Source organism: Candidatus Nitrososphaera sp. 86-2 (genome assembly GCF_056726185.1).
Genome location: NZ_JBWZON010000001.1, coordinates 704,954 through 718,476 on the forward strand (window position 1 = coordinate 704,954; position 13,523 = coordinate 718,476).

Genomic DNA, 13,523 nt, shown 5'->3' on the forward strand with positions numbered 1-13,523 from the left:
TTCAAAATCTATGCACCGTTTTGCCTGTTCCTGATTTATTTACGTAGATATATGCGAGGAGTCGTTGAATTGTCTTTGCACTTATGCTATTCCAATTACTATTGAGGATCGCCCGCTTGACATTGTAAAGCGTTTGCTGTGATATTCCATATCTCTTTACGTCCTTTGGCTCGGCCTGCGATATTTTCTCCTTGTGCGCTAGAAGTTGTTCAACGACGCTGCCGTAAAAGACATAGTCATCCTTTTGCACGCCAAGAATTTCCGCCTCCTCCAAGTTGTTGCTCTCCTTGCCGATGTGCGTGACCGAGTTGACAGTGACATGCTTTCTGGATAACACGCCAACGTCGCCGTCAAACTTGGCTTCCGGATGGTTGACGTATTGCCATAACACATCGTTGAACGGCTTCCAGTACTGCGAGCCTTGCAACTCCTTGGTACTTTCATAATCAATAAAGGAGTCATACGGGCATTGCTGTGAGTTTCGCCTGTATGGCGAAAGCGGCTTGACGACCTTTCCGGTCTCCTCATCAACAAAGTTGCCGATGCCCACGACGCAAAAGTTGAAGGGTTTTATCTGTCGGTCGTACGGCTTGCCGACGTTCAGCCGGTCAAAGCGTTTTAGGATATGCGGCTTGGTGATGGCTAGTTTTGACAGCGCAAAGGCATTTTCGTATTTTGCTGTAAGTTCGCCCGGTGTAATCAGGCCGTAGTACAGGTGTAGCATGTCGAGCCAGACTTGTTTCCTCCATTTTTCATCAACTTTGTCGCCGCCGTCGCTATCGTTGCCCTTGCCAAAAGGGCTCAACAGGTGTCCAAGGCCGTGAGATGATGCCTTTACAATCTCGATTTTGCCGGTTGTCTCGTCCATCTTGTAAAGGACATACCTCTTGGCACTGATGCCGTAAAACCAGACGCTCTCTAGCGGTCGCTTTTTCCCGTGTTCGTCCTCGTACTCATCCACCTTGAACAACGGCGCGTCGAAACTGTACGGGTTTAGTGCGCCAAAGAACTCCTGGATTTCCCTTGCATGTTGCGGCGGGACAGCCATGCTGTCAGTATCGCAAAATGCGTGGACGGCTCCATGTTTGGCAAGGAGGGCTTCAACTATTCCAAGGACAAGCCGCGCTCCTGAAGTGATGAACGTCGCAACAAATGGGTTGAATTGCTTGCCAAAAGTCTCCACCTTGTTGACTTGGCATTTTATTGTCTCAAGACCATAAGCGGTAACTTCTTTTTCTTCCTCCTCTGTGTTTATCTCTAGGAAAATTCCGTAACTCGCTGAGTTTGCTATGAGCTTGAGTGCCTTTTGCTTCTTGTCGAGAAACTCTTTTTCTTGCTCGACTTGGCAGACATTTTGTTGCTGCTGGACCTCCTTTCTTTGCTCTATCACTGCTTTGAACAGGTTGTCTTTGTAAGGATTAATTTTATTTCCAAAAAGTATTATTGGCTTTAGCCCTCGTTGTTTGCCAACAGGAATAAACCGAATTGCATGTATAATCCTCGGCGTCTTTCCGGTCCGTATCTTGCTATTTACCACATCAGCTAGTGCATACCATAACTTCTTGCTTTGCGCGCTGCTTACATAGCAATCTCCGATATTGTATGTCTCTTTGTTGTCAAACTTAGCTCTGACAGGAAGGATGTCGCCACCGTCCGGCTCAACCTGCACAATTGCGTTTAACCTGCTCCATGTGTCTTTGTGTTGAAAGTCATCGACAGTGATGCTGTGGACAAAATTCTTTGCCCCCTCCGTGTATTCCTGCTGATCAATGTGGTGGCATGTGATAAAATCCCACAAATTCAAAAGGATACACACGCTCGGATACATGCTCAGAAAATCAAGCAAGGTAACAAGAGTTGGTTGTTTTCTTACCTTGACCTCACTTCTACCACCAAAATAGGTGTTCGTGACATAGCCAAGCATTTCATTGCTGATGTATCCAGAGTTTTTGGCATGAAATGGCTTGATATTCATCTTCTTGAAGTACGCTTTGCCGATGGAAGCCGGAGAATATACCTGCGTTACTGATAATGTATCATTCAAGCCGTACATGTTAAACTCGTCCTTTGCTTTCAGGTAAAGCGAGTAAGTCGCGTCGACGTCTCGCCTATTGTAGTCGATGTATTTTGCAGTTATCTTGCCGTGTTCCTTGGTCTTTCCTTTTCTGACTGGTGCACCAAAGAGTTGGCAAGCAGACTCTAGCGAATGGCTCTCTCCCGTCAGTGCATGGACAAGTGTGTGCAAGTCCAAAAAATGCCCTCTTGTCACACGCCTGCGCTTGTGCTTATCAATTGAACTTGTGAATCGTATGAAAGCCTTTGAACCATCAATGCGCTTTATAGTCAAGCGTGGGTACCGATTGCTCTCAGTCAGATTGAACGAAAAGCCGCCCTTCATCCTTCCGCGCGAATATCCAAATTCAATCGCAATCCGCGATAAGTCAAACGGCAGGTTAAAGCCGATGCATAACGTCTGAAGGTCGCAGACTTCCGGGAGGAATACTCTGCGTACAAAGGCCTGGACGTTCATCAAGTTTATTCCGTGTTGTTTGCAATACGCTGCAAGTTCTTCATGCTCACTTTTGCTGATACTTTCAGGCTTGTAAAAGACACCTTCGTGAACCATTTTTTTGTATCGGTAGAGCTTGAAGGAGCCGAACTTTAGATTCTGGAACCTATCTATCGTTGTCTCCGTGTCAAACACCAACACGCGGCCAAATTCGGGCAGCATAAATTGTTCAGAGAGGTGAAACGTCGTTGTCTCATCATCTGTGGGAACGTATGCACGAACTGCAATATCGACAGGCTGCATTACTCCTTACTTCCCCCCTCCTCCATCTTTGTCGCTGCCGGCATCATTATCGTCCAGTCCTAACAGTTCATCCGATATGACGCGAAAAATGTCTGATATCCCCCTTGCCATAAAGGCCATGCGTTTGTTGGCAGGAAGGTCTTGCTGTAACCACTCTCTTGGCCACCTGCCTTGCATCCTGCTAAGTATTGCATGGTGGTTCGCGCAAATTGTGACAACAAGGCTATTGTGCTTTCTTCCGCCCAGATGGTGTTCTTCTAGGACAAACGGGTCACTGATGAAGCAGATGAGGCAGCATCCACTTCCTGTAAGGAACTTGTCCATTGCCTTTTGCTCACGAATTAGCCGCGCTTGTTCTAGGCGGTAGTAGTCATCGTTGTTATCAGTCATAGCATAATTATTGCGATTTGGATGCAAGGTTTAGGAACTCCCTCCAGTTTTGTAAATCTCAAAGAACTCGCGATCTTCCTTTGATGACTCTATCTCTACAACTTTCTTCGGGCGAGTTTCCAGCGGATACTTCTTACCCCTATCATCAATGATTGTTGTATTTTTGAACTTCCTAAGCGGACCGGGGTCGCGTGTGTTAAGATATTGCCTCACAGCGTTAAAGTACTGGCCGATAGTCGATGCGGTTCTCGAATCCGGTACTGTGACTTGAACCTGTTTGCCCCTAGTGTATATGACTAATCCACGCGAAATCTTGTCAGCCGGCTTGGCGCGATATCTGCCATCAACGCGTTTGACAAGTACTTTACCCGCATGCTTTTCTACTGTACTAGGTCCTATACCTACTTCCTTTGCCGCGGCAGATAGCGTCAAACCTTGCCGCATTTTTGCTACGGCTGTCAATGCCCTTATTCTGGTTTCCTGCAGAGCAGGTGAAAGTGCATCCCATGAGCGTCTTGGTAGAGGTAGTCTTCGGTGGTGGCGGCTTTTTTTATCTCTCATTTGTTTTATTCACCGTTTCTTGTTTGCGAAAAAAAGAGGGGGAAGGGGAAGTGGAATGCTGCTGTTCCTCCAGTGCAAAGGCTTTTTCGATGAGCCGTTGCAGGTAACGACTCCTCGAAATGTCCCCCCGTGATGTATCAATTTTGTCAAGCATCTTTTTCGGCAGCGAGACGCCGACAACTTTAGTCGCAGTTGACATGATTATCAGTATAATGAACTATTTTATACTAGAACATTTTATAAGGAATGACAGGAGTAAAAGAACCAAAAATGTTAGGAAAACCACTAAGAAAGAAACTCAAAGAACATAAATCATGGGACAGCGCGACTGCTAAAGACAGCAATCCTTCCCAGACATGGCGAAGAAACAGAGACAAAGCAACACGGGCAATAGACGACTTGGGTCTTATGGCATCAAAGCTGGACGATGAAAAACAAAATGAAATTTTCACAGCCGATAGGTTAGCCACCTTCATCGAATCACTACTCAAAGTCGCTCAGGAAAAAGCATTCATGCGCCAGTCAGGTGCGTACAAACGCCTTGATGAGTTTCGCAGATCGCAGAAGATGATGCAAATTGAAGGGGATATTACTAGATTAGTTAACCTGGAAGCAGCCAACCGAAGAGATGCAGGCAAAACTATCGAATCCGATGACTTTGAAGAAATCAGAGATGACATATTGAAAGCACAGATCACAGAGGCAGGCAAGAACCTTTTGAAACTCAGAGATGATCTGCAAGAACAGTATACCATCGCCTTGAAGAAGGACAAAGACATCTCAATTAAGAGAGCAGCAGATGTGGATATGCGAAGAGTAGCGCTTGCCTCTGCCATAGGGCTGGTATGTCTAGAATATTGTAACGAACAGATGCCAAAGATGTTCGATCCAGTATTGTCGCGATTGTCTGCAAGAACATCCTTTGAACCATCTATCGAGGTTCTGCAGCACATGTACGACAAGGCTGAGCCGTCCGACGAAGACGCCACCCTGAAACACCGTCGAAGATACCGCCGCGAATCAGACTGCGAATCGGTGACGACTGTAAAATACTGACCGTGAATTTAGCGGCGCCGTAAGGGTAAGTTGTTTGTAGCTGCGAGCCGCAAATTTGACATCGCCCGTGAAACTTTGTAATGTTACGTACACTCGGTATATACTACAATATATACACGTCATATGAGGAATCAATTAGTAATACACTTTGTAATACACACTGCATATACTGCGAACATTCCTACAGGAAGTATGTAATACGAATGTAATACTCAAAGGAAATACTTGAGTTTTTGTCAAAGCACTTGTCCATTTTAGTTAAAGCAATTATGGCTGAAGAAGAATTGAATTTCAAAATTTTATAGCCATAAAAATGTCGATATTGTTGAGAAAGATCTAAAGCTTAGCAGTACTGTTAACAATCATTGAATCTCCTCCTGATTTCAGGCTTTGGCAGCTTCATTAGCGTTGACAAGCGCAAACTGGTTATACAAAACAGACTGGAAAACACAAGGCTAGAGTTCTATCCTCACCAGATAAGCCACGACTCTATCATAATTGACAGTCATACTGGCTACATCACCTTTGAGGCAATTCGCTGGCTGATGAAACACGACATTTCTATCACTCTGCTAAACTGGAACGGCAACCTGCTTGGAGTCACGTTACCGCAAGGCCCAAAGTCCGGAAGGCTGCGAGTATTGCAATACGGCAAGTACCTTGACCAAAAAGCGAGATATGCTATCGCTGCCAAGACTGTGGAACAAAAGATTGCCAACAGTTACAATCTGCTAAAAGAATTGGCGCGGTTCTATGGTGTCCTTGATGCCAAGTTGATTGAAAGGACTTTTGCGTCAGAAGAGGTCAACTATAAGCAAAATCACGCTGGCAAGAATGTAAACAACCTGCTAATGATGTACGAAGGACGGATTGCCACGTTCTACTGGGACTGTCTAGCCACGGTCTTCAACAAACTCTATCCCAATTTCCATTTCCAAAGCCGAAAGAACAAGTCATATTCATGGAACATGAATGCTTCTGATGAAATCAATGCACTGCTAAATTATGGCTATGCAATTTTGGAATCAGAAGTCAGAAAGGACATCAATGCTGTCGGCCTTAACCCGGCAGTGGGCTTTTTGCACGATCTGGATGAGAGCAAAGAGCCGCTGGTATATGATTTGCAAGAGTTATTCCGATGGCTCGTTGATTTGTCAGTGATACAACTATTGGAAGAAAAGAAGTTAAAGAAATCCGATTTCATCGTGACAGAGAATTATCACGTCCGGCTCAAAGAGCAAACGGCGAAGGCTTTGATTGAGAAAATAAGGTCGAACATGAATACCAAGGTCGTGTTCAAGAACAACAGGAATGCAACTTATCAGACTATTCTTTATGGAAACGTGCAGGCACTTGCCAACTCGCTGATTGACAAAAGCAAAAGATTGGATTTTGATGTTCCTGCATTAGCTGTTAAGAGAAACGACAACCTTGACATTCAACAGCGCATACTTTCAATGACACCAGATGAAAGGAAAAGGCTTGGCATAAGCAAGTCAGGATTATGGTATCAGAAGAACAAAATTTCAGAAGGCAAAACAATCAAGCTATACGATAGCGTGTTGTCGAAGTTAAATCCTTGAGACCTGACCGGCGTTTATTCAGAGAATCACTATTGCAAAAAATTATGCATCGCAAATGGTGAATGCAATATGGGTACGCGATGTAGCCATGCGTCAAGCATAATCTGTTGTCTTTTAGGTTGATTGAAACGCCGTATCCTTTCAGCCAATCATGATGAGCATCATCTTTGAGCATTATAGACAGCTGAGAGCGCTAAGGAGGAGTTACGAATTTGCCGCGAAATATGCAAGATAATACTCGAAATCCGGCATCGTTATTCTAGAATATATCCCTTTAACTTTTTAAGGTACAAATCATACTGAAGACCTTGCGTTGTCACAGAATCCAAAGTTAGAAGAGGAATCGATCAATGCTAGAATCCAAGAAATACTCGAACTTGGGTTTCGGAGAGCGGTAGGCTATTCGAGGATTCCTCTCCCTGTGGAAAGAAACTTATCGCAATTTGACAGCAATACTAGGGCAATAGTCTCCGAATTTCTGAGGAGAATCCTCGAGGAAGGAGATACCCTAAACCTTCCCAAAGATATCAATTATCATGCTTTTCATAGCCTACAATTGGACCTACTCTCCCATATCATATATTGTGAAAAAACATTGCAAGTAATCCGAGGTCGCTACCGCAATTCAATACGTGTCAAGAAGTTGAGAGAAAGAAGACGCCTCCTCAAATCTCTTGGATCTAGCATCGCTTGGATACTTCTCGAGTTCGATGCTGCTTACGTTCGCAATTTCAGCAGAACCGACGATTCCGGCTATGTTATTGGCAAGCTGGGTTCCATAGCAGAAATCATGACTTTCCTAGCTGGGAATCAGTTCGATGATCGAACGATGCTGTTGCATTACGTCACAAGCTGCTTGAGGGTCGCGGATTTGACCGTTGTGGAAGGTAGTTTTCATTACCCCATAGAAATCAAGTTGGATTCTTCAAAGAAACGGCATCGGCTGGATAAAAGAGAGCGAAGGCAAAAAAGGAGAGGAGATAATTTATGGGAATTCTATGCAAGGAAAAAAAGCACCAAACTATGGCCGGGTGTTCCTGCCTTCAGAATCAATACCAAGTCACGAGACCGGCACCATTGGGATGTGTTATCGAAGGCATTCTTAGAAGCGGGAAAGACAGGATACTCTCTCAGGTTTGCGGAAGAGGGAATCGCGTACGGTGTCTGCCATCACTACAAGCAGCTCGATTCGCTTATTCTGGGTCTAACAAAATCTTGGTCGAAGCCGGTTCTTCTATTCGGAGAACTTTATGAGCATGTCATTGGATTGCCTGAAATAATGCCCTTTACTCTGTTTGAAATCCCCTTTGATTTGAAGAAAGAGATCCTGTTTCAAGATTGCTTCGTTTTTGGATTCGTCGAAATGAACGGTGTCTGTAACACTATGACCAAACTTGGCGTGGAGGCGAGTTTGGAAGACAAAGGAATCAGGTTCAAGGCTCATGGATTCGAAGTAGTCATGGGTGGCAATGTGCTGGACAGATTGAGGTATGAATGTCTATCAACCCAGACCCTTAGGAAGTATGCACTGCTTTCCATTCGAAAACTTGCTCAGAATGCTTTCCTGAATACTGAAAGGCCTTCGCTGACTCCGGCTCCGCACACATGACGGTTGATGTCATTTAAAATTCGTATTTCGTCAATCAACGTAAAATCACAAATTTGAAGAGCCTTATCTATACCCCGTGGAAGTGGTGGGGCCGGCCGGATTCGAACCAGCGACCTCCAGCGCCCGAGGCTGGCATCCTGCCAAGCTAGACAACGGCCCCCGAAATTCAGGTTCACTGGCCGGCTTCCGTATTATAAATTAATTTAGTCAGTTAGTTAGTATGCGTGGGACTTGTTCTTGTGCGACCGAAGCTCCTTGAAGCTAAAGAACGCTTCGTTGCACTTGTCGCACTGCCACTGGTTGGCGCGTGCGTCCTGGTAGGTTTCAAAAACTCTGTTGCCCACCTGGTACATCTTTGTCCGGTGGTCGTATGTTATTGGATTGTGATTGACCTTGTACTTGATGCTACTCATACGACTTGCGTTTTCTTTTTTCTTCGTGACATAAAAACTAGGACGGTGGCATCGTACAGAAAATCCTTCTATCTCTCACATAATTGCGCCTGCGTTGGGAGCTACACCCTTCATCGACCTGCGCACCATGACGATAAACGCGGCCAGCGCGGACACCACCATCCATCCAGAAGCCATCAGCAGGTACGAAAGCGGCTGCTGCAGGTGCAGGCCGTACGTGAGTGCGGCGTCGCCCGCCGCCCGCACCGCAAGGGCCGCAACGAGCAGGAGCAGTGGCGCGTGACTGAAACGTACAAAGTGTACCTGCCTGCCTGTTATAGCCGGCAGCATCAGCGGCAGGTAGAGCGCAATGGTAGTACCGATAAAGCCTATTGCAGTGAGGTGGACCGCAAGGTCGTACGCAAGATATGAAAGGCTTGGCTGCGCGCTGAAAAACGCCGCAAACACGATTCCTGCATACAGGAACAGAAACGATAACTTGGAGTATACCATGGTGTAGAGGTAGCGCGCCTTTTTCTCACCAGCTATCAGCCGCAGGATCTCGCTGTTGTCAAACCCGCCAAAGACGTAAAGCGAGTGGGCCAAAGCCGCCGAGCAGGCGAGCAGTGCCGCGTTAAAAGCCATGGACAGCGGGGCTGAATCATAAAGCGCGGAAGAAATGCCAAGCGCCACAGCTGCCACAGCAAGCACAAACGACAGCCTCGCTGTCTTTTTCCGGGGCCTGATAAAACCGAGAAAAGAAGGCAAAGTCTTGTACTCGACTCCAAAGATCATCAAGAGTGGAAAGAGCAAAAGCACTTGGACTTCCGATAGCGTACCTGCCGGCTCGACCCCTGACAGCCTCACCGCGCCAAGTACAAAGAGCGTCGCTACCGAAAGGCCGATGAAATAGTCTGCAAGGCCAAGCAGCCTGGGCCGGATGCGCAACATCCAGAATACCATGCCGGCAAAGACTGCAATTCCTGCAAGCCTCGTCGCGCTCGAAAGCCTTTGCATGTCGATTCCCCACGCCATGGATGCAACCGACATAAAGATCGACGCAAGCGCGAGGGCAAGCGAAACGTACGCAAGCTTTGTGGAAGGCAGGGTAGAGTTTCTAAAGCGAGGAACTATCATGTAGCCTATGCCCATGATGAGAACTGTAAGAAAGCCGTCTATCTGCAGTACCCTGTGAAGCGGAAACGCCCTGTACGCGCCTTGCGCCTGCATCCCAAAAAGCGACATCATCCAGACAGAGCCTACCAGCGAGCCGGCAAGAGCAAGCCCCAGAGCCGAGACTATGAACGGTCTGCTGACCGTGCTGTTGTTGTTATTATTGTTGTTCGCCCCAAGTTCAAGGCCGGCCAAGGCGCAGAAAAAGTCAGCGAGAGGGGTATATGTTGCTTGCAGACATTTCTACTATAACGATTAATGGAGAAATATATGTTGAATTTCCATATCACGAAACTTTTTATAATAAGTGCTGTGGATATAAGCCACAGCCAACCCCTACTGTACGTCACGTGCATTCGGGCCCGAAAGTCGATGGATGAGTAGGGCCTGGTTCTTCTCACATATATGCCACAAAACGCAAATGCTGCCAGCGCGAATTTTTCTGTGTGGCAGACTATGCGACGTGTAACCGGTCGTGCAACTGCCCGATAATGATGAAATAGAAGAGGAGCAGGCTCGTGCATTTATGCTCAGGAGATGAAGGTCATGTACTTGCAGCCGACAGGCAAAAGCGATCTATGTAGATGAGCCCTGAATCATTTATCTCATACTCAGCTAGCTTCCGACGCAGATCTATGTCGAGCTATCTTTTATCGCAAGCACTCCATGCCTGATACATGAGAGCGAACCAGTCGCCCCGCCGATGCAAGTGCGACGAATGTGTGGACGCGTACAGCCTCCTGCAGGAGTTGGACCTCTTTGCCCCGACAGGCAAGGCCACCGAGATGAAAAAGGGCGCAATAACCGTGGCACGCTAGCACCGACAAGCAATGCTTTGCCGGCTGTAAAGATTTCTTGACACGCCTTGCTAAATGACAACTCTGGCGCAAGTTGCCATGACCGCAACACTGGAACACATGCCAAGTGGCATGACGTCTGACGAATCGGCTTTTCGCGACTACCTCAACGCGAGCCTGCAGAGCAGAGGCCTTGACGCCCGCTTTAACTATGTAAAGCACAAAAAGAACGGCGGCTTTGACTTTGACCTTCAAGAAAACATACAGGACGAGCGCTACCTCGATGTGTTTGACGGGCTCACCATGAGCGGCTGGCTTCGGTTCCTCAGCGAGAGAAGCGTCGCGTTCACAGAGTGAGTCGGCCTTTTCCGACCATAGGCGCGGCGGCAGAAAGTTACTGACAAGTCGCATATGCGAATGACACTTGCATCGTCACGCCTACAAACTTTACAGAATCATTTTTCATCCAAGATATATATCATCATCAGACCTCTGTAACCATGCAGACAAAATTCCTGCGACGGGAATATTGGCTGCCGCCGCTTGCCGTGCTCTTGTTCTTTTCAGCTGCCGGCAGTTCTTTGGCGTTTGCCCAAGAGACTTTGCGGGCGGAAACGTGCAATGCCGCTATTTGCTACATCAAGGTTTCTCCCGGCGGGTTTTCGCCGGAAAAACTTCTAGTCCGCGACGGGAGCACCGTTGTATGGAAAAACGTCGATAGCGACGCGCACATGATAGCCGGGGGCTCTACCAAAAACCCCGCGCTCTTTAATTCCTCACTCCTTTCTAGCGGAAAAGATTATGCGTTTGCGTTTGACGCAGGTAAGACCGGGGAGTTTACGTACGTTGACCAGGGCAGAAACAATGCTTCAGGCAAGATAATAGTCGCGCCACGCGTCTCGGAAAGTCCCGTGAAGCAGGTCAACATTGACCTTGCCGACCAGAGTTCCGGGATAAAGGTCGCGCTGACGCAAGGCGAGGCGACTGCCGCCGCTGCCATACCACAGTTTTACAAGATGACTGTCTGGATGGACGTGCCTGCTCCCGGCGTGTTAAAGATGACCCTTGACAGGCGGCTCATAGACTCGCAGGCCGCGGACAAGGACGCGCCATTCAAAGTTCTCGTGGACGGCAAGGCCGCAGCCTATCGGGAGATGCCCGCGGCGCCTGAACAAAGGACGCTTGTCATGCCTGTCGCAGAAGGGGCAAAAACCGTGACCGTCGTGGGCCGGCAGATGTCTGTGGACATGCTTGGCTACGGGGAGGCCCAGGCCGCACTTGACCGCACCGAAAAGGCCATCGCGGGATTCCGGGACAACGGGATAGTGGTGAAAGACGCGGAGGGGCTGCTCCTGAGCGCGCACGACGCCTTTTCTGCCGGCAAGTACCGGTTTGCCGAATCGCTTGCAGACAAGGCTACAGACCTAGCCTCAAGCGCAAACAGGACGGCGCAGGCCGCCGTCCAGGCAATAAAGGGTGCAGGGGCGTCGATAAACGCGACAAAGACCTTGGGCATCCCCGTCCCCGAGGCAGAAGAGATGTTACAGCGCACAAAAGAAATGTACGCCTACGGCGGCTATGACGACGCTCTTTCAATGGCCGTACAGGCAAAGATGGCGGCCACCGACTCGACCAGCCCGTTCTACACTGCAGCCGGAATCGCTGTCGTTTCTGTCGGATGGGCAGTCGCGTACATGCGCCTGCGGCGCAAGGGCATTGCAGGAGTACAAGTCAAGATCCCGCCTGCCATCGGAGTGGTAAAGGATGGCTCTGCATCCGCCGCGATGATGCAAGAGCTCGCTTCTGTGGACCTTGATGTCGTGTTTGCAGAAAGGCCACACATCCGTAGCGGAGACAGAGACGTGCTGCGGTACGTGGTGGCGCAGCAGAACGGCGAGGCGCTCCTTGCCGACATACGGAACAGGTTCTTGCTTCCAAAGAGCACCGCGTGGCGACTTGTCAAGCGGCTGGAGCGGGAAGAGCTGGTGGAAATAATAAAGTTCGGCAACCAGAATCTTATCCGATGCCGGTTAAGCAGGTAACTTTGGAAAAAAAGAAAACACCGCCGCCCCGCTAGGGGCGGGGCTGCTGCTCCTTATGGAATTGTTGGCGCAGTCTCGTTGCCGGATGATGTTGTCTCGTTGCCTGGGGGCACCGGAGTCGTCGATGTTTCATTTCCTGAAAGGACACCTGATGTCTCGTTGCCCGGAGGCAATGGAGTAGACGATGTTGCTGTTTCATTTTCAGGAGGAACTGTCGCTGTCGCGTTACTCTGAGTCATGGATGTTTCGTTTCCCGTCTGGTTTCCTGTCTGTCCGGTGGATGATGCAGACTCTGCTACAGTGAACGTTGCCGTCGTGCTTGCGCCTGTGCCATCAGTTACCTTCACTTGGTGGTCGCCGCTTGCCGCATCAGCTGGTATCGTTGCTGTTGCAGAGAACGTGCCTATGCTGTCTGTAGTCGCACTGCCTGCGTCAAGGCTGGAGCTGTCAAAGCTAAAAGTCAGCGCTTGGTTTGGCGTAAAGCCACTTCCACTGATGTTGACCTGACTGCCTGCGGCGCCACTGCTTGGAAACACTCCTGCCAAGGGTGCTAGTTTGGGCGGCAATGATGTCTCGTTTGCCGGCGGGATTATAGTCGACGTCTCGTTGCTTGATGGGGCCGGCGATGTTGTTATTGTTTCGTTATTGCCTAACTGTCCCTGCATTCCTACTCCTCCCGAGGGCGCTGCCGGCGTGGCTTCGCTCCCGACTGCAAACACTCCTTCTACAGTTATCTTGACAGTGCCGTCTGCCTGCCTTTCTTGGTTGACGTTCATCTGTTTGGCGGTCAGCCCGTTGCCTTCGATGGTAACTTTGGCGTTAGAGTCTGCCGTCGGTGATATGTTCACGGACGATGAAAAACTGCTGCTTCCGCCCATTGTTGATGGTGTTGATGTCTGGTTTCCTGCTGCACCCTGCTCTGGCGGGGTGATCTGCGCTGCTGCACTGCTTGCTATCAATGCTGGCACCGCGACCGCGCTTAAAATTGCGAGGCCGACTATGGTGGCCAGTGCTGCGTATTTTTTTTCGCCGAACATGTATGTTCAAGCAGATTTTACGCACGCAGTCAAGTTAAGGGACTCTGCGGATAGATGTTTCCAGCACCTCT

Annotated in this window: 12 protein-coding genes and 1 tRNA gene; 6 read left to right on the forward strand and 7 right to left on the reverse strand. The window is 48.6% G+C overall.

The window, feature by feature from the left end:
• Position 1: 1 nt before the first annotated feature.
• The 3 genes from ACYOR7_RS04255 to ACYOR7_RS04265 are packed head-to-tail and all read right to left on the reverse strand — an operon-like array spanning position 2 to position 3,763.
• Complete coding sequence (locus ACYOR7_RS04255; RefSeq protein WP_479913200.1) at positions 2–2,812, reverse strand: DNA polymerase domain-containing protein; 2,811 nt, start codon at positions 2,810–2,812, stop codon at positions 2–4.
• Between the two features lie 6 nt (positions 2,813–2,818).
• Positions 2,819–3,202: a hypothetical protein gene (locus ACYOR7_RS04260; RefSeq protein ID WP_479913201.1), complete on the reverse strand. Its 384-nt coding sequence runs from the start codon at positions 3,200–3,202 to the stop codon at positions 2,819–2,821.
• A 30-nt stretch (positions 3,203–3,232) separates the two neighbouring features.
• On the reverse strand, positions 3,233–3,763 hold the full coding sequence (locus ACYOR7_RS04265) for a helix-turn-helix transcriptional regulator (RefSeq protein WP_479913202.1): 531 nt from the start codon (positions 3,761–3,763) through the stop codon (positions 3,233–3,235).
• 246 nt (positions 3,764–4,009) lie between these two features.
• Between ACYOR7_RS04265 and ACYOR7_RS04270 the strand changes: the two genes are divergently transcribed.
• The 3 genes from ACYOR7_RS04270 (at position 4,010) to ACYOR7_RS04280 (ending at position 8,011) form a co-directional block, all read left to right on the forward strand.
• Complete coding sequence (locus ACYOR7_RS04270) at positions 4,010–4,819, forward strand: hypothetical protein (RefSeq protein WP_479913203.1); 810 nt, start codon at positions 4,010–4,012, stop codon at positions 4,817–4,819.
• Between the two features lie 365 nt (positions 4,820–5,184).
• Positions 5,185–6,402: a CRISPR-associated endonuclease Cas1 gene (cas1, locus tag ACYOR7_RS04275; RefSeq protein WP_479913204.1), complete on the forward strand. Its 1,218-nt coding sequence runs from the start codon at positions 5,185–5,187 to the stop codon at positions 6,400–6,402.
• Positions 6,403–6,715: 313 nt separating this feature from the next.
• Positions 6,716–8,011 carry a hypothetical protein gene (locus tag ACYOR7_RS04280; RefSeq protein WP_479913205.1) on the forward strand — a complete coding sequence of 432 codons (1,296 nt, stop codon included), beginning with the start codon at positions 6,716–6,718 and terminating at the stop codon, positions 8,009–8,011.
• 83 nt (positions 8,012–8,094) lie between these two features.
• Here the strand turns inward: ACYOR7_RS04280 and ACYOR7_RS04285 are convergent.
• From ACYOR7_RS04285 to ACYOR7_RS04295, 3 genes are all read right to left on the reverse strand, one after another.
• Positions 8,095–8,171, reverse strand: a tRNA-Pro gene (locus ACYOR7_RS04285).
• Positions 8,172–8,226: 55 nt separating this feature from the next.
• Positions 8,227–8,424, reverse strand: a complete 198-nt coding sequence (locus tag ACYOR7_RS04290) for a C2H2-type zinc finger protein (RefSeq protein ID WP_479913206.1) — start codon at positions 8,422–8,424, stop codon at positions 8,227–8,229.
• Between the two features lie 75 nt (positions 8,425–8,499).
• Positions 8,500–9,771: a hypothetical protein gene (locus ACYOR7_RS04295; RefSeq protein WP_479913207.1), complete on the reverse strand. Its 1,272-nt coding sequence runs from the start codon at positions 9,769–9,771 to the stop codon at positions 8,500–8,502.
• A 482-nt stretch (positions 9,772–10,253) separates the two neighbouring features.
• On the opposite strand from ACYOR7_RS04295, the gene ACYOR7_RS04300 reads away from it, so the two are divergent.
• The 3 genes from ACYOR7_RS04300 (at position 10,254) to ACYOR7_RS04310 (ending at position 12,415) form a co-directional block, all read left to right on the forward strand.
• Positions 10,254–10,394, forward strand: a complete 141-nt coding sequence (locus ACYOR7_RS04300; protein WP_479913208.1) for a hypothetical protein — start codon at positions 10,254–10,256, stop codon at positions 10,392–10,394.
• Positions 10,395–10,472: 78 nt separating this feature from the next.
• Positions 10,473–10,730, forward strand: coding sequence for a hypothetical protein (locus ACYOR7_RS04305; protein WP_479913209.1), 258 nt, complete (start codon positions 10,473–10,475; stop codon positions 10,728–10,730).
• A 143-nt stretch (positions 10,731–10,873) separates the two neighbouring features.
• Positions 10,874–12,415, forward strand: coding sequence for a hypothetical protein (locus tag ACYOR7_RS04310; protein WP_479913210.1), 1,542 nt, complete (start codon positions 10,874–10,876; stop codon positions 12,413–12,415).
• Positions 12,416–12,468: 53 nt separating this feature from the next.
• Here the strand turns inward: ACYOR7_RS04310 and ACYOR7_RS04315 are convergent, their stop codons facing one another.
• Positions 12,469–13,452: a hypothetical protein gene (locus ACYOR7_RS04315; RefSeq protein WP_479913211.1), complete on the reverse strand. Its 984-nt coding sequence runs from the start codon at positions 13,450–13,452 to the stop codon at positions 12,469–12,471.
• Positions 13,453–13,523: the final 71 nt, after the last annotated feature.